General features: G+C 42.1%; 15 protein-coding genes and 1 riboswitch. Of the genes, 10 read left to right on the forward strand and 5 right to left on the reverse strand.

Features of this window, described 5'->3' with window-relative positions:
* Positions 1–43 precede the first annotated feature (43 nt).
* Both IRQ95_RS17035 and IRQ95_RS17040 read left to right on the forward strand, forming a co-directional pair.
* Positions 44–1,492, forward strand: a complete 1,449-nt coding sequence (locus IRQ95_RS17035) for a UvrD-helicase domain-containing protein (protein WP_194438126.1) — start codon at positions 44–46, stop codon at positions 1,490–1,492.
* Positions 1,489–2,148 carry a DarT ssDNA thymidine ADP-ribosyltransferase family protein gene (locus IRQ95_RS17040; protein WP_194438128.1) on the forward strand — a complete coding sequence of 220 codons (660 nt, stop codon included), beginning with the start codon at positions 1,489–1,491 and terminating at the stop codon, positions 2,146–2,148. Before IRQ95_RS17035 ends, IRQ95_RS17040 begins: the two co-directional genes overlap by 4 nt.
* Here IRQ95_RS17040 and IRQ95_RS17045 read toward each other — a convergent pair.
* A complete protein-coding gene (locus IRQ95_RS17045) occupies positions 2,141–2,836 on the reverse strand; it encodes a DarT1-associated NADAR antitoxin family protein (RefSeq protein ID WP_194438131.1) in 696 nt (231 codons plus the stop codon). The two genes, IRQ95_RS17040 and IRQ95_RS17045, sit on opposite strands and share 8 nt — an antisense overlap.
* Before the next feature lie 200 nt (positions 2,837–3,036).
* The gene (locus tag IRQ95_RS17050; protein ID WP_194438133.1) at positions 3,037–3,624 is read right to left on the reverse strand and encodes an SHOCT domain-containing protein; all 588 of its coding nucleotides are present in this window, start codon (positions 3,622–3,624) and stop codon (positions 3,037–3,039) included.
* A gap of 745 nt (positions 3,625–4,369) precedes the next feature.
* Here IRQ95_RS17050 and lexA point away from each other — a divergent pair.
* The 3 genes from lexA (at position 4,370) to dinF (ending at position 7,284) form a co-directional block, all read left to right on the forward strand.
* Entirely contained in the window at positions 4,370–4,993 is a 624-nt protein-coding gene (gene lexA / locus IRQ95_RS17055; RefSeq protein ID WP_194438139.1) for a transcriptional repressor LexA, read from the forward strand.
* 97 nt (positions 4,994–5,090) lie between these two features.
* A complete protein-coding gene (locus IRQ95_RS17060; RefSeq protein ID WP_194438140.1) occupies positions 5,091–5,903 on the forward strand; it encodes a class I SAM-dependent methyltransferase in 813 nt (270 codons plus the stop codon).
* 76 nt (positions 5,904–5,979) lie between these two features.
* Positions 5,980–7,284, forward strand: coding sequence for an MATE family efflux transporter DinF (dinF, locus tag IRQ95_RS17065; RefSeq protein ID WP_194438157.1), 1,305 nt, complete (start codon positions 5,980–5,982; stop codon positions 7,282–7,284).
* 55 nt (positions 7,285–7,339) lie between these two features.
* Here dinF and sthA read toward each other — a convergent pair whose 3' ends face one another.
* Entirely contained in the window at positions 7,340–8,770 is a 1,431-nt protein-coding gene (gene sthA, locus IRQ95_RS17070) for a Si-specific NAD(P)(+) transhydrogenase (protein ID WP_194438141.1), read from the reverse strand.
* 248 nt (positions 8,771–9,018) lie between these two features.
* Between sthA and fabR the strand changes: the two genes are divergently transcribed.
* Both fabR and IRQ95_RS17080 read left to right on the forward strand, forming a co-directional pair.
* Positions 9,019–9,660, forward strand: coding sequence for an HTH-type transcriptional repressor FabR (gene fabR / locus IRQ95_RS17075; RefSeq protein WP_075649217.1), 642 nt, complete (start codon positions 9,019–9,021; stop codon positions 9,658–9,660).
* The gene (locus tag IRQ95_RS17080) at positions 9,660–10,046 is read left to right on the forward strand and encodes a YijD family membrane protein (protein WP_194438142.1); all 387 of its coding nucleotides are present in this window, start codon (positions 9,660–9,662) and stop codon (positions 10,044–10,046) included. The genes fabR and IRQ95_RS17080 overlap by 1 nt, the downstream gene beginning before the upstream one ends.
* Before the next feature lie 68 nt (positions 10,047–10,114).
* On the opposite strand, the gene trmA is transcribed toward IRQ95_RS17080, so the two are convergent.
* Positions 10,115–11,221, reverse strand: coding sequence for a tRNA (uridine(54)-C5)-methyltransferase TrmA (gene trmA / locus IRQ95_RS17085; RefSeq protein ID WP_194438144.1), 1,107 nt, complete (start codon positions 11,219–11,221; stop codon positions 10,115–10,117).
* A gap of 185 nt (positions 11,222–11,406) precedes the next feature.
* Positions 11,407–11,608: riboswitch (cobalamin riboswitch) on the forward strand.
* Between the two features lie 51 nt (positions 11,609–11,659).
* Here trmA and IRQ95_RS17090 point away from each other — a divergent pair.
* From IRQ95_RS17090 to murI, 3 genes are read left to right on the forward strand one after another with little or no spacing between them, the layout of a single operon-like run.
* Positions 11,660–13,468: a TonB-dependent receptor domain-containing protein gene (locus IRQ95_RS17090; protein ID WP_194438146.1), complete on the forward strand. Its 1,809-nt coding sequence runs from the start codon at positions 11,660–11,662 to the stop codon at positions 13,466–13,468.
* Positions 13,469–13,506: 38 nt separating this feature from the next.
* Positions 13,507–14,199 (forward strand): Dph6-related ATP pyrophosphatase, encoded by a 693-nt coding sequence (locus IRQ95_RS17095; protein ID WP_431358062.1) that lies wholly within the window; start codon positions 13,507–13,509, stop codon positions 14,197–14,199.
* 30 nt (positions 14,200–14,229) lie between these two features.
* The gene (gene murI, locus IRQ95_RS17100) at positions 14,230–15,021 is read left to right on the forward strand and encodes a glutamate racemase (protein WP_194438151.1); all 792 of its coding nucleotides are present in this window, start codon (positions 14,230–14,232) and stop codon (positions 15,019–15,021) included.
* On the opposite strand, the gene IRQ95_RS17105 is transcribed toward murI, so the two are convergent.
* Positions 14,987–15,442, reverse strand: coding sequence for an RNA recognition motif domain-containing protein (locus tag IRQ95_RS17105; RefSeq protein ID WP_194438153.1), 456 nt, complete (start codon positions 15,440–15,442; stop codon positions 14,987–14,989). The two genes, murI and IRQ95_RS17105, sit on opposite strands and share 35 nt — an antisense overlap.
* Positions 15,443–15,965 lie beyond the last annotated feature (523 nt).

Genomic DNA, 15,965 nt, shown 5'->3' on the forward strand with positions numbered 1-15,965 from the left:
CCTAGTCAAACACTGCATAGACAAATATTTTCGGAAGTTAATAATGTTAAAACCAGTAACATTAATTGGTGAGCAGAAGAAAGTGCTCACGTTAAATCCTGAAGGACCAATTCAGATCAAGGGCTCAGCAGGAAGCGGAAAAACAACAGTAGCGCTCTATCGTGCTTGCCATATGATGGATACTCACACTGATATGTTTGAACCAACAAAGGTTGCTATTTTTACGTTCAATAAATCTCTATCAGGCTACTTGTCCTCACTAACGCACAACCTGAATGAACGCAGTTATAACGGTTTAAACGTTGTTAATTTTCATAAATGGGCTTTCGCATTTCTCAAACAGCATGGGATACAACTTTATAACACAGTGATTTTTGAGTCTGATATCAAGAATCTTGTGTCGAATATTGTTCTCAGATTGCGTCATCAACATCCAAATGAGCAGCGAATTCTTACTAAAGAAATGGACTTTTATGTTGATGAAATATGTTGGATCAAAGGAAAAAATATTCGCTCAGAGCAGGAGTATATTGAGACAAAGCGAGTCGGTCGGGGTACAAGCGATCGTGTTACAGCGCAAGATAAATTAATAGTTTGGAAAGTTTTTACTAGCTATCAGGAAGAAAAAAGGCGCATAGGAAAGTGTGACTTTGATGATTTTGCATTATTTTGTCTTGATGTATTGGATAGGCTTGGCAGAGATTTTGTACCACCATTTACTCACATCGTTATCGATGAGGCTCAAGACCTTAGTAAGGCTCAGATGATGGTATTATCTAGGCTGATTTCACCTACCACTAATAGCTTAACGATAATTGCAGATGCTGCCCAGCGAATCTACAAGAGTGGTTTTACCTGGAAAGAGGTGGGAATTAACGTGGTGGGTGGTCGAACGATTGAGTTTAAGAAAAATTATCGAAATACAGAAGAGATTGCAAAAGCGGCGATATCGTTGCTTGAACATGATGACGATAACGGTGAGTTTACAGCGGTCGAAATTGGTCAGCGAAAGGGTACGAAGCCTAGACTTGTGTGCGCTAATGAATCCTATAAAGAGCAAAATTATATCATTAGTAAAATTAACGATATTCGCAATAATTCAAATACAGAATCGATCTGCTTATTACATAGAACCAATCATGGGATGAATCACATTCGTCAGTTGTTGCAGCGCAATGGAATTGTCTCTCAAGATATAAGCAGGACAGGCCAAATTAGTTTTGCTGATAATCGAATCAATATTGCAACGATGCAAACCGTTAAGGGGCTAGAGTTTGATCATGTATTTATTTGTGATTTGACGGATGAAAACCTACCAGTGTTAGCAGGATTTAGTGAGCCTAATGATGACTTGCATATCAGTACAGAACGACGACTTCTGTATACGTGTATGACTCGAGCAATTCATAGCTTGACCATGAGCTATAGTGGGAACCCTTCTCGTTACTTTGCAGAGATTGAACCAACAGCTCTAGAGGTGGTTACGTTATGACGGTGCGAGAAATTATTGAGCAAAGATGTCTGACCTCTCTGTACCATTTCACTACTATTGAGAATTATATGAGTATTCTTGAGAGAGGGTTCATTTATTCTCGTTCTAAAGTTGAAGAGCTTAGTTTATTGAATGATGGTTTCTATACGGCTGACTTTGTTGACAGTATGGATCAACAGCGCTTAGATGGATTGAGAGACTACATTAACCTTAGCCTCTCCCGACCAAATTGGTACTTATTAGAGCAGTACAAAAAACGAGCAGAGCTAAGTCATTTTGATTGGTGTATTTTAGAGATTGATTTAGTCCCTATGTTAAATGAAAAGACGCTTTATTCGGTTTGTAATGCTGCTTCAACCGCGGCTAGTAAATATGGGGTAAAGACTGGTGCTGTGGGTTTGGAGGACCTTTTTCGTTCGGAAGTATGTACTCCTCGTAATACTTATACACGTAGAGGTACTCCAGAAAACTTTACAACGGATATTCAAGCTGAGGTACTAGTCTTGGGGCAGATATCGATTGAGCATATTCGTCATGCTTACTTACCAAGTAAAGCTAAATTGGCACAATACCAATCGGGTTTTCGTTTGATGGGCTTATCCAACAATCGATTTGAATTAAACTCACAACTATTCGAAGGGGCTATTCTTAGATAAGCGACTGCTGTACCGGCTTATTATTCTGCGTTGATGTGTTTTTTCCCTCACTCATGAGTTTGTGATAGTAGGAAGAGTCAGCGAGAACTTGTTTTAATTCTCCATTTTTTGCCAATGCGACATAGAGTGCCACAGAGTGGGCCTGGCAATTAAAGCTTTTGATCGGATTGAATTCAATATCAGTAAAACTATCAAACGCCATCACAGCTTCAGCGAGATCTGGATGTTTATGAAGTGTATTTATATACAGCCAATCATAAAATAGAGTTTTAGGTTCCAAAGGCCAGATACCGTCTTTGCCTTGAAAACCGATCATATCGCCGGACTCTTTTAGCCGAGGGTCTCGCTTTGCTTCAAGTGGTGTTACTTGAAGTAGGTCTTTATAAGGGCCGCCATGCTTAAAGATTTTTGACGCTTGGAATATATTTTCTAGTGCTACTTGTTTGCCACTACGCAGTGTTACTTTTAAGTTAAAAGCACTTAAAGACACTCCTAGTGAGTCCTCACTCTTGGAAGATATCTCTAAAGGTTTATTCCCTATATTGTTAGATAGAATAGTTTGATGAAGCTCAAAAATTGACTTTTGCTTTTGAGATACAGCAAAACCAGAATGCCATTTGAAATCAAGTGTGTTTTCACAAACAAATGGTTGTGCTTCTAGCGGTGTGAAAACTGGTCGTGATGCCATTTTTTATCCTTTGTTGGGCTGGGTTCAACAGCGATGCTTTAGGTGAAAATGCACTTCTTTATCATTATGCAAATTGCTTCGAGACAAAAGCCATTCAGGTTAAATGCACATGCATTAGCTGTGTTCCCGTAAAGGTCGAATAAACAAAGACTGCAAATGCAGCCTTTTCAATGTCACTATATGTAGAGCGAGTGTTATTTTTAGTTTCGTTTTAAAAGCTTAGCTCTAGCCTCGTTAAACTCTTCTTCTGAGATGTAACCATCTTCTTTAAGTTTAGCCCACTTCGTTAATTCATCCGCTACAGAATATTGCTTTAACTTCTCACCTTTGATTATGTCTACCTCTGACAGAACTCTCGAGCTCGCGCTCGCTTTAGCTTTTGTTGAAAAGATTCCATTACTCACTATCCACTCTCTGTGCCTCTTCATAGGGGAGTAAAACAGAAAATGTATAGCAACCAAGTAAGTGAAAGCAATACAAGTGAATATTAGTGAAGCAAATAATTGAACATCATAAGAATACCAACTATTTTCTTCATTAAAATACATATAACCCCAATAGATGGAACTGAGAACGAAAATAATGAGTACTAGGTATGTATAACCCTTAAAGTTTTTGACCGCAGTCTCAATGCTGGAGAAATCTTGATTCCTCTTCATCATATAGATACCGAAAGCTAAAAATATGGCAGGGATTATGCCAACCATAAAAACTATTGATGGAGCAAAAAGAAGTGCAAAAATTAGCAGTTTGCTTTGATCATTGCTACTCATTGGTTGATTTTGCAATTTACTTTCCTTTTATAAGTGTCAAGCGACCAGAGTGATTTTTACCGGATTGTACTCGATAAAAAGCTGAAATGAATAGAACCGCAATCTAATCGTTTTATTTAGAATACTGTTACGTTGACTGAATTTAAGACGAGTACTGATTTCGTGAGTTTGGTGGCTATACTTTTCGCAACCTAGCGATTGAGTTAACAGGTCGGCCTCATGGAATATAACGGTTGATTGGCTGTAATGTGAAAGTATTGTATTCGCGAGAGTAATTTCGTGTGCCAATTGCTACGCCGCAGGAAGTGCCAGACTGATAATGTTCAAGAGACAATCAAGCTTATTTTTGACCAAGTTGAGATACGCGCTGACGACTGGTATAACCAATTAGAAAGGGGGGGGGATACATCGCCTATTTTTATCCTATTTTAACGAACAAACAACTTAATATTACGCATATAGAAATTATTCAGGTGGTGATTTGTTCATATAAGTTCAAACCAAACTGGAAAATGCCCAAAACCTTCTCAAGTTAAGGTGTCTGCAGGTGGTGCGTTGGTAGATTTTAGTTTTGTGAATATTACCTTATGATAGTTCGCTTAACTAAGTACAGATAGACGCTTTGTCTCAAGCTTCTGACTCTAAAAAATTACATTTGATTGCATAATATTTCACTGTACGTAAAAAATACAAATTTGCTTTTCATTTGTTCAGTTACTGGATATACTCACAGTTAACTGTATAAAAAGACAGGTGACTTATGAAGCCGTTAACGCCCCGCCAGCAACAAGTTTTTGATTTAATCAAAAGTAAAATTGATGTGACCGGCATGCCGCCAACGCGTGCTGAAATCGCAAAAGAACTCGGTTTTCGTTCTGCGAACGCCGCGGAAGAACATCTGAAAGCACTTGCTCGTAAGCAAGCGATTGAAATTATTCCTGGTGCCTCTCGTGGTATCCGTATTCTGCTCACAGATGATGCGGCAAACGATGCTCAGGGTTTGCCTCTTATCGGTCAAGTAGCTGCTGGTGAGCCGATTTTGGCACAAGAGCATGTCGAAGCTCACTATCAAGTGGATCCAAGCATGTTTAAGCCACAAGCAGACTTTTTACTGCGAGTTAACGGCGAATCGATGAAAGACATCGGTATTATGGATGGTGATCTTCTTGCTGTTCATAAGACTCAAGACGTACGTGACGGACAAGTTGTGGTTGCTCGTGTAGACGACGATGTGACGGTCAAGCGCTTAGAGCGTAAAGGTTCTACAGTGCTACTACATGCTGAGAACCAAGAGTTTGAACCAATTAAAGTCGACCTCACAAGTCAGCACTTAGCGATAGAAGGCATTGCGGTTGGTATTATTCGTAATACGGACTGGATGTAATCCTATACGACAAGCTAATGAGAAAGATTATCATTAGCTTGTTTTTCTAATTGATGTTCATTATCATCTAAATTATTGCTAATTAAGGACGATGATAATGGCTGGCCCGCAACGATCCCCTAAAACGCGCTATCAGATCCCTGCAAATTTGCTGCAGCCATTATGGTTTCGTAGCCGAGAAAGTTTAGCGGATGATGGTTTGGTTTACGACCCGATCGCCGCAAGTGCTTGCCATCGTTGTAAGTTAGCACCTGAATGTTTTGCTGGTGATATTGCTCAAAAGCAATTACTTCATGCGACACTCACACAACTGTGTGATGACCAAGTTAACGCCTTCCTTAAACAAAACCCCGATGGCTGGATTATTAATGTTGGAGCAGGGCTCGATACGCGATTTTACCGTGTTGATAATGGTCTTTGCCATTGGATAGAGCTTGATGTGACAGAAAACTTATTGTGGCGTCAGAAGCTATTCCACAATAGTGAGCGTTACCACCATCATTGTGGAAGCGTAACAGACCTTTCATGGCTAGATGAGCTTAATATTCCTGAAAAAGCGCCAGTAATGTTGGTATGCGAACACGCATTGCTTGATATTCAGCAGCCTCAAGTAGCCAGTTTTGTTCAAGCGCTTGGGCGTCATTTTGATGATGCCAGGGCTTGTCTCGTTCTCGCAGGGGATTTAAGTCAAACTAAGCTCGGGCAAGGAATGGGGTCTGGGCAATATGCTCACGGTTATGAGTCTGCTCGAGATGCGATGCTGCAATACCTACCTTGGCTGCGTCGTGTGCGGATCTTTTCTCCTCTCGATAAACATTGTAATCGCTGGAAGTGGTGGCAGCGTCTGCTTACCAACTTTTCATCGATTAAACGTCGTCTCACACCAGTAGTAGTTCTGCTTCGCTGGTGATCCAGTTACACTTTGCGCATCTTGAGTGCAAAGTAGTAATTTCGTGGATATTTTTCAAACTCTCTCTAATCGAGCGATGCATAAGCAAGTGCTTTCGCTCGCGATTCCTATGGTGCTATCTAATGTGACAGTTCCGCTGCTCGGTCTGGTCGATGCTGCGGTGATTGGTCATTTGGAGCATGCTTGGTATTTAGGCGGTGTGGCGTTAGGTGGCATGGTAATCAGTGTGACTTTCTGGCTGCTCGGTTTTTTACGCATGTCGACGACAGGGTTAGCCGCCCAAGCATGTGGTGCAAGTGAGCGTCATCAACTTGGTCTTGTCTTTGTTCAGGGCCTAATGATGGCATTGGGTTTTGCCTGCTTTATCTTAGCGTTACACCCTTGGCTTAGCGATTTCATCTTCACTTACAGTGACGCCAGTGCGGAAGTAAAACACTATGCTGAGCAATATTTCACTGTTCGTATTTGGAGTGCGCCTGCTGCATTGGCAAACTTTGTATTACTAGGCTGGTTGCTTGGTACACAGAACGCCAAAGCACCGATGTGGATGGTAATCATTACTAACCTAACCAACATCGTGCTCGATATCCTATTTGTTATTGGGTTTGGTTGGAAAGTGGAAGGGGCAGCGCTTGCTTCAGTTATTGCGGATTATTCAGGAGCAAGTTTTGGTCTTTTATGTGTCGCTCACACGTGGCGAAAACAGCAACTGCCAGCATTTTTATCACTGCTGAAAGAGACGTCTAATGGCATCATGCGTTTTGTGAAGCTCAATCGGGATATCTTTCTTCGGTCTTTGTGCTTACAGGCAACGTTTACCTTTATGACGTTTCAAGGAGCGAGCTTCGGTGATGAAATCGTTGCCGCTAATGCCGTCTTGATGAGTTTTCTGATGTTGATTTCCTATGGCATGGATGGGTTTGCCTATGCAATGGAGGCGATGGTGGGCAAGGCGATTGGCGCGAAAGATCGACAGCAGTTATCCCAGTCATTAATAGGAACGTTTTTCTGGAGTTTCATTATTTGTACAACGTTGACGTTGGTTTTTGCTGTGGCAGGATCGGGGTTGATCAATTTGATCACCGACATTGATTCGGTTCATGAGACTGCTCTGAATTACTTGCCTTGGTTGGTGGCAATGCCGCTTGTCTCCATGTGGTGCTTTCTATTGGATGGTATTTTTATTGGCGCGACAAAAGGGCGAGAGATGCGAAATGGTATGTTCGTTGCCACGAGTTGCTTCTTCGCTATTTTTTACTTGTTCTCTGGTTTGGAGAATCACGCATTATGGTTAGCAATGCTCAGTTTCATGGCGATGCGGGGTATTACCTTAGCGATAGTACTGGCCTACCAATGGCATAACGACCGTTTTCTTGCTTAAACTTATACTGAAAAGCCGCTGATTAAAGCGGCTTTTTACTGACTAAATTCGACGATTAAAACAGTCGATTTAAGCCATTTAATGCGGCCACGCGATAAGCTTCGGCCATGGTTGGGTAGTTGAACGTGGTGTTAACGAAATACTCGATGGTATTTGCTTCGCCTTTTTGTTCCATAATGGCTTGCCCGATATGAATGATTTCGGCGGCACGCTCACCAAAACAATGGATACCTAGGATTTCTTTCGTCTCGCGATGGAAGAGAATCTTTAAGCTACCAATATCTTTACCCGCAATTTGAGCACGAGCAAGGTGTTTGAAAGACGAGCGGCCAACCTCATAAGGCACTTTAGCTGCTGTGAGTTCTTGCTCTGTTTTGCCCACAGAGCTGATTTCAGGAATGGTATAAATCCCGGTTGGAATATCATCAATCAGGTAGTTATCCGCTTGTCCTTTAGTGATCGCCTGTGCAACGAATCGGCCTTGGTCATAGGCGGCACTTGCTAAGCTTGGGTAACCAATCACATCGCCAACCGCAAACACATGCTCGACTTCAGTTTGGTAATTACTGTTGACCTTTAACTGACCGCGTGAATCGGCGGCAAGCCCTAGTGCAGAAAGATTGAGTTTTTCTGTATTACCTGTGCGGCCATTGGCGTAAAGGATACAGTCAGCTTTCATCTTCTTACCTGATTGTAGATGGACAATCACACCATCTTCAGTACCTTCAATTTGCTCGTAGGTTTCGTCATTACGAATCACTACGCCACTATTCCAGAAGTGATAGGAGAGAGCATCAGAGACTTCATTATCCAAGAAGCTTAGCAGACGGTCTCGTGTATTGATTAGATCGGTTTTTACCCCAAGTCCGCGGAAGATAGAGGCATACTCACAACCAATTACGCCCGCCCCATAAATAATAATATGGCGAGGATCGTGTTTGAGGCTAAGGATTGAATCGCTATCGTAGATACGCTCATGGTTAAAGTCGACATTGTCAGGACGGTATGGACGAGAGCCAGTAGCAATCACAAACTTGTCGGCGGTATAGATTTCTTCACTACCGTCACTTTGCATGACGGCGACAGTGTTGCCGTCCGTGAAGCGAGCAGCACCAAATAAAAGCGTACACTCGTTGCGATCATAGAAGCCTTGGCGTAGTCGAGTTTGTTTATCTATTACAGTTTTAGCGTGGCTAAGAATATTGGAGAAGGTGGAGTGTAAGCTGGTATTATTTTTACAAAATAGAGGGTTGTTATTGAACTCAATGATACGACTTACCGCGTGACGGAGTGCTTTCGATGGGATGGTTCCCCAGTGCGTGCAACCACCACCAACACTACTTTCTTTTTCTATAATGGCGACGTTAAGACCGGCTTTAGTCAGCCCCATAGCGGCCCCTTCGCCACCCGGCCCGCTTCCTATTACAATGACATCAAAATGATTGCTTACGGCCATAACTAATTCCTTGTTATACTGTTTTAACATTGCTTTAGCGTGATTTTAACGATTTCTCGCTGTGGGTAAATGTTTGTCACACTAGAGAGTCGATGTGATCACGTGGAACAGATGAAATTTGTCTTTTTTACTCTGTGTGAGATCTCTAATTTGAGGTGAAAGGATTGTATTTGATACTCAACTGGGGTTTATTTCACCCTAGAAAGGAAAGGCTTAAGTCGTAAGGAGAATCATTGTATATTAGGGAATCCCTTGTCAGGAAAAGTAGAAATTAAAGAATGAAAACCATGGGAATTCGCGCGCAGCAGAAAGAGAAAACGCGTCGTTCATTAATTGATGCTGCATTTAATCAGTTGAGTGCAGATCGAAGTTTTTCAAATCTGAGTCTGCGTGAAGTCGCGCGTGAAGCGGGAATCGCTCCTACCTCATTTTATCGTCACTTTAAGGATATGGATGAGTTAGGATTAACCATGGTAGATGAAGGAGGCTTGTTGCTGCGTCAACTGATGCGTCAAGCTCGTCAACGGATTGTCAAAGAGGGCAGTGTTATTCGCACCTCTGTGGAAACCTTCATGGAGTTCATCGAGAGTAGTCCAAACGTTTTTCGCCTATTATTGCGTGAACGTTCAGGCACTTCCTTCGCTTTCCGAACTGCTGTAGCGCGAGAGATTCAGCATTTTGCTGCTGAGTTGACAGAGTTCCTTATTAGTACGGGAATGAGCCGCGACGAAGCCTTCACCCAAGCAGAAGCGTCAGTCACATTAGTATTCAGTTCAGGCGCAGAAGCTCTAGATCTCGATCGACGTGAGCGTGAAATTTTAGCTGAACGTTTGATCATGCAGTTGCGAATGATAGCCAAAGGGGCTTATTGGTATCGCAAAGAACGTGAACGTAACCGACTAAAAGGCGGGATAGATTAATGTCTAATGAAAATAATCCAATTAATCATGGTTCGGAAAAGAAAACACTGGTTCTTGCTCTAATCGCAGGTATGTGTGGTGACTCATTGCTTTCATGGCTAACAATGAGTGAGGTTAGCTTCTCAATTTTCCCAATCATTGCGCTGGTATTGGCAGTTCAAGCGCTTTACAAAGAGTATCTGACTAACCCTGTTTCGGAGGATATTCCTCTAGTAGGTTTAGCGTGTTTCTTTGTTGGCGCATTTGGCCACTCAGCTTTCTTGAAAGCTCAATATCCAGATGCAGGTTCTAACTTCTTCGCCATTATGGTATCAATGCTACTGATGCTATGGATTGGTAAGAAACTTGGCTATATGTCCAAGAAAGAAGAAAAAGTCGCTGAATAAGCACAACAAAAAACGAGCCTAAGGGCTCGTTTTTTTATCGCTATAATTGAACGTTGTAAGGATATTCGTTACTTACGTTCAAGCATTACACCCGCTTCCATATGGTGGGTGTATGGGAATTGATCAAATAGAGCGAAACGTGTCACGTTATGCGTTTCACTTAGCACGTCTAAATTCTCTTTCAATGTCTCTGGGTTGCAAGAGATGTAAAGTACACGCTCGTAACCTTGCACCATTTTACAGGTATCAATATCCATACCCGAACGCGGCGGATCGACAAAGATGGTGTTGCAGTTGTAACTGTTTAAATCGATGCCTGCATCTTTTAGGCGGCGGAACTCACGTTGACCTTCAATTGCTTGGGTAAACTCTTCCGCAGATAGGCGAATAATTTGTACGTTATCAATCTTGTTAGCTGCGATGTTGTACTGTGCAGATTCAACCGATGGCTTCGCCAGTTCTGTCGCCAGTACGCGGTTAAAGTTTTGTGCCAACGCCAAAGAGAAGTTACCGTTACCACAGTAAAGCTCCAGTAAGTCACCTTCGCTGTCTTGTGTACAGTCTACCGCCCACTCCAGCATTTTGGTTGCAACTTTAGCATTCGGTTGGGTAAAGCTGTTTTCTACTTGTTGGTAGATATATGGCTTACCATTAACATCCAGCTTTTCTACTACGAAGTCTTGGTCGAGAACGATCTTCATTTTACGTGCGCGACCAATCAGATTTAGGTTGAAACCTTCATCATTTAGGCGTTGTTTGAGTGCTTTTGCTTCTGCAATCCACGCATCATCCAGTTGACGATGGTAAAGCAGAGAAACCAGAACTTCGCCGCTTAGTGTCGATAGAAAATCAACTTGGAACAGTTTGCGACGTAAAGACTCGTTGTCTTTCATTGCATCCATGAGTAATGGCATTAAATCATTGATGAGGCGACTTGCTGCCGGGAATTGATCAACACGATACTTTTCACGAGTTTCTTGGTTAAACATGATGTAGTACATGTCTTCACCTTCATGCCACACGCGAAACTCTGCACGCATACGGTAGTGCTGCTCTGGTGATTCAAACACTTCTAACTCTGGCACATTGTATTGAGCAAACATCTCATTGAGACGTTCAACTTTCTCAGCCAATTGTTGCTGATAGTGCTGTGGATTTACATCAAGACTCGCCATAGTAATAACCTTTGTATGGTGCATTTTAGTTAAGAGCGCAGATTTTATTCGATATCAACCATATGTCCAGTTTTGCGAAGGCGTAGGGCAAACTTTCGCGTAAGAAAATGAGATATCAATTCTATCAATTGTTACTAAATTATAGCGCCATCAGATATTTGCTGGACAAATAACCAACGGTTCAATACCATCTCTGCGAAGCTGGTGCTATCTAGAAGTATAGATGGCTGAAAAGGGAATCTGGTGAGAAACCAGAACTGACGCGCAGCGGTAATAGAGAACGAACCCTCATAAGACACTGCACCTAGCATGGTGTGGGAAGTCGAGTTAGTAGATTACGATGTAAAGCTCTTAAGTCCGAATACCTGCCAGCAACTGAGCACACAATTGGAAGCAAACCTTCAGCTCAGTAGGATTTACGCGATTTAGGATAAAAAAATGAACCGTTCTATTCTAGCTGTGACTGTTGGGTCACTGCTTTCTTACGCCCCTTATTCTCTAGCCGAAACAGCCGACGAAACGGTTGTTGTCACGGCGAACCGTTTTGAGCAGCCTATTCAAGATGTAACGGCATCGATAACAGTAATCGACAGACATGAAATCGAAGATATTCAAGCCAAATCTATCGTTGATATATTAAAGCGAGTTCCAGGCATTGAAATAACACAAAACGGTGGTCGTGGTCAGAATGCTTCAATTTACATGCGAGGCTATAATAGTGACCAAGTACTAGTTCTGGTCGATGGCGTTAGAATACAAGGCGCATCTGGTGGTGTCTCTTTTAATTACATACCTGTCAATCTGATCGAACAAGTAGAGGTTATCCGCGGTGCTAGTTCTGCCTTGTATGGTTCAGATGCTATTGCTGGTGTAATTAATATCATCACAAAATCTACAGTTGCAAAGAATGGAGCGCAAGCTTCTATTGGAGCAGGTAGTGACAGCCAAAGAGAAGGAAGCTTCGTTGCTGAAAAAGTTTTTGAGAACGAAGGTAGCTTGAAGTTCGCTGGTGGTTATGAGTCTACAGATGGCTTTGATATCATTGAATCAGGTACAGGAATGGATTTTGGTTATGAAAACCAAAACCTATATGCAGCGTATTCAAACAACTTTACAGGAAACTTTTTTGGCAATTTATCTGTAATGTGGATTGATAGCTTGTCCCAATATAATCAAGGTGGCAAGTACTACAATTCAACAAAGAATCTAAGCATTACCGGAGATATAGAGTATCGAGGTGAAAACCTTAGTTCAGTTTTTCGTTTAAATCAGCAGGCGATAGAATCTATTGAGTACTCACAGGCTCAAGGGCCAGATAATGCGGGTACTGTGCGGGATATCGACTTGACGACAGTCCAGTTTTTTAATCTCTACGATTTAAACGAGAGCGTTAATTTTGGCGCTGGTGCTGACTGGCGAAGAGAAGAGCTTTCGAAAGACTCTATGGGTTGGGGGCTTGATAGCTTGGCTGGCGATCATAGAGATACGATGGGGGCGTACTTGTCTTCAGATGCGACATTTGGTGGCGTGCAGCTAACTGGCGCAGTACGACACGATAAGCATGATGAATATGATAGCTACAATACATGGTCACTGGGTGGTGCATATCATTTTAATGAAAATCATCAAGTAAGAGTAAATATTGGCACTTCATTTAAAGCTCCAAGCTATGCTGACCTATCGAATAATCCAGATCTTGACGCTGAAGAAGGGCTAAATAGAGAAATTGGTTACCTTGGCGAATATGAGCTCTTTAGTTTAGAGCTATCAGTATACGACAACGATGTTGATAATCTGATTATTTGGTATGAAGGCTCACCATGGTATCCACTCAATGTGGATGCAGAATTAAGAGGTGTAGAGGTTATTGTTGGATTTGATACCGCAATGTTAAGTCATACATTAATCGCGGAGTTCAAGGATCATCAAGACTCCAGTGGTACCAAGTTAGCGAAGAGAGCAGATGAAAACTTTAAGTGGTTGGTTGATGGCTCATATGGTGATTTTGATTTCAATGTCACTTATACCTACACAGGAGAGCGTCTTGGTAGCCCGAAGGAAAGCTATGACCCAGAAAACATTATGTCTTCACTGAGTTTGTGGGATGTTTCTGTTGGTTACTGGATTAGTTCAGATCTTGTGGTTCGAGGTCGAGTGGACAATTTAATGGATAAAGAATACCAAACGTCTCCTGGGTACAATGCTCCAGAAAGACGATTTTTTGTTAATGCAACAATGCAGTTCTAATCCCAAAACCGCCTTCGGGCGGTTTTTTCCTATCAGAGATAAAAATGAAAAAAAACGTCATCGTTAGTTGGTCTTCTGGTAAAGATTCAACGCTTACCCTAGAGCGCTTAATGGACAGTGACCAATATCATGTTGTTGGCCTGTTCACCACTTACCTAGAAGACGAAGTTCCCTTCCAAGCGACACCGATCGAAGTGGTAGAGATGCAAGCGGACCTGCTTGGTTTACCGTTAGTGAAAATTGCTCTGCCGGAAGTCTTTCCGAGTAATGAGGTCTATCAATCGCTAGTTGTCGAAGGCTTAAGAGGTTCAACGCTGGAGTTTAGTTGTGTGGCATTTGGTGACATGTTTTGTAATGGTATCGCCGACTATCGACGTAGCTATATAGAACCTGCTGGGTGGGAGTGCGTGTTCCCATTGCTGGGACAAGAGCCACAGAAGCTAGCCGTTGAGATAATCGCAAGAGGTATCCAAACGATGCTGGTTACGGCAGACAGTTCGCGAATCTCAAGAGAGTTATGCGGTCGTTGGTATGATCAAACTCTACTGGCTGAATTACCAAGCGATGTTGACCCTTGTGGAGAAAATGGTGAGTTCCATACCTTAGTGACTGAAACAGCGAGCTTCAATGGTGTATTAGAGCTGCAATTAAATCAGGTAGAGCATGGAGAGCGTTTCTCTCACCAAAGATATACCGCCAAGATATTGCGAAAAGTAAATCCAAGGGTATGATCGCGTCATCTTCATTACTGGAAATACTCTGTGACTCAGCAACCCAAGGTTCTTATCTTTGATTCCGGCGTCGGTGGCTTATCTGTATATAAAGAGATAGTTGCCCGCTTACCGCAGCTTGATTACTACTATTTGTTTGATAATGCGGCTTATCCATATGGAGAGTTAGAGCGTCAAACCTTGATTGAGCGAGTGGAGCGACTAGTTTCAGCCATGGTTGCTAAGCTAAAAATTGATCTCGTGGTTATTGCGTGCAATACCGCAAGCACTATTGTGCTACCAAAACTACGTGCAATTCTTTCTATCCCAGTTGTTGGTGTCGTGCCCGCGATCAAACCGGCATCAAGTCTCGCGAATAAAGCGGTAGGTTTAATCGCGACACCTGCCACCGTCCAGCGTGAGTACACCCATGACCTAATTCGTGACTTTTCTCAAAATAAGCCAGTAGAGATGCTTGGTTTAACCCGCTTAGTTGATATAGCTGAGGAAAAACTGAGGGGTAAGTCGGTCTGCATTGAGGAAATGACTCAATTACTCGAACCACTCATTGGTAAGGTAGACGTGGCGGTATTAGGTTGCACACATTTTCCTTTGATAAAAGAAGAAATACAAAGTGTCTTAACTGAGCAGGTAATGTTAGTTGACTCCGGGTTGGCAATAGCACGTCGAGTACAAGAATTGCTAGCGGTAGAGTTTGGACAAGGTGAGCGAGGAAAGAGAGAAATTTATTCCAGCGCAACTCCTTGGCAAGAAGATGCGCTGAATAGTGCGTTAAGTAAGTTAGGGTTTAGTCCAGTTCGTCCCTTTCCTCTTGAGATTTAGGCTCATTGGCAATGCGTACTTTTAATGTCCGCTGCATATAATCCTTTTCATTTAATCCTGCAATGGCTGTTTCCGCATCAGTGGCAGCCATAACAACAAAACCAAACCCTCTTCTTTTACCTGTGCGTTTGTCTTTCATTAGTCGAACCGCAAACACTTCACCATGTTTGGCGAATAACTCTTTAACGTGTGACTCGTTGGCTTTGTAAGGTAAATTGCCGACATATAAAGTCTTGGTCGCAGGGTCATTAAGAGGCGTGCTCATTTCAATCGTTGTTGCGTTTGAGAATTTAAGTACAAAAGCGGAAGCAACAACACCAATAACAAAGCTAATAGCAGGAGAGATATTTATCTGAGAAAAGATAATACCGCCAAGCACTGCTATAGCGACTATCAATACTATCGATTTATTTGAACTCATAATCAGAATACTACTTCTAGGTCAGAGAAAATTAACTGTCTACTCTTAACAAAATAGACACATGGATCTTACGTATATGGTTGGCCTTTTTCCATTGTGATGATGTGACATGACTCAAATGTTGAAATTTTATCCTATTTTTAAAGATTTGCTTAGTTTTTATGCGAACAGAATTTATTTTTGAAAAAAGCCTTGTCATGTTTTCAAACCTCCCTATAATGCCGCCTCACCGACACGGAGTGCGACGCAAGTCACGGTCTGTGAAGGAAAAGAAGAGAAAAGAAAGTTTAAAAAAACGCTTGACTCTCAAATTGGGAAGCGTAAGATACGCACCCCTAACGACGAGATACTGAGTATCACGAAAGTTAGAAAAAGCTCTTTAAAAATAAGAACCTATCAATCTGTGTGGGCACTCGTTGATGATAATCCAATTAGAAATTCTCTCTTATAAAGAGGGGTTTCAAATTCGATTTCAATGAACTGAGTGACCAATTGATACTTCGGTATCAGCACAGTCAATTCA

It is taken from the genome of Vibrio fluminensis, assembly GCF_015278125.1.
In the GTDB taxonomy this organism is placed as follows: domain Bacteria; phylum Pseudomonadota; class Gammaproteobacteria; order Enterobacterales; family Vibrionaceae; genus Vibrio; species Vibrio fluminensis.

Excerpts from the sequence above, each read along its gene's own strand:
- IRQ95_RS17035 (WP_194438126.1), top strand. The coding sequence starts at position 44 with ATGTTAAAACCAGTAACATTAATTGGTGAGCAGAAGAAAGTGCTCACG.
- IRQ95_RS17040 (WP_194438128.1), top strand. The coding sequence starts at position 1,489 with ATGACGGTGCGAGAAATTATTGAGCAAAGATGTCTGACCTCTCTGTAC.
- IRQ95_RS17045 (WP_194438131.1), bottom strand. The coding sequence starts at position 2,836 with ATGGCATCACGACCAGTTTTCACACCGCTAGAAGCACAACCATTTGTT.
- lexA (WP_194438139.1), top strand. The coding sequence starts at position 4,370 with ATGAAGCCGTTAACGCCCCGCCAGCAACAAGTTTTTGATTTAATCAAA.
- IRQ95_RS17060 (WP_194438140.1), top strand. The coding sequence starts at position 5,091 with ATGGCTGGCCCGCAACGATCCCCTAAAACGCGCTATCAGATCCCTGCA.
- dinF (WP_194438157.1), top strand. The coding sequence starts at position 5,980 with ATGCATAAGCAAGTGCTTTCGCTCGCGATTCCTATGGTGCTATCTAAT.
- sthA (WP_194438141.1), bottom strand. The coding sequence starts at position 8,770 with ATGTTAAAACAGTATAACAAGGAATTAGTTATGGCCGTAAGCAATCAT.
- fabR (WP_075649217.1), top strand. The coding sequence starts at position 9,019 with ATGAAAACCATGGGAATTCGCGCGCAGCAGAAAGAGAAAACGCGTCGT.
- IRQ95_RS17080 (WP_194438142.1), top strand. The coding sequence starts at position 9,660 with ATGTCTAATGAAAATAATCCAATTAATCATGGTTCGGAAAAGAAAACA.
- trmA (WP_194438144.1), bottom strand. The coding sequence starts at position 11,221 with ATGGCGAGTCTTGATGTAAATCCACAGCACTATCAGCAACAATTGGCT.
- IRQ95_RS17090 (WP_194438146.1), top strand. The coding sequence starts at position 11,660 with ATGAACCGTTCTATTCTAGCTGTGACTGTTGGGTCACTGCTTTCTTAC.
- IRQ95_RS17105 (WP_194438153.1), bottom strand. The coding sequence starts at position 15,442 with ATGAGTTCAAATAAATCGATAGTATTGATAGTCGCTATAGCAGTGCTT.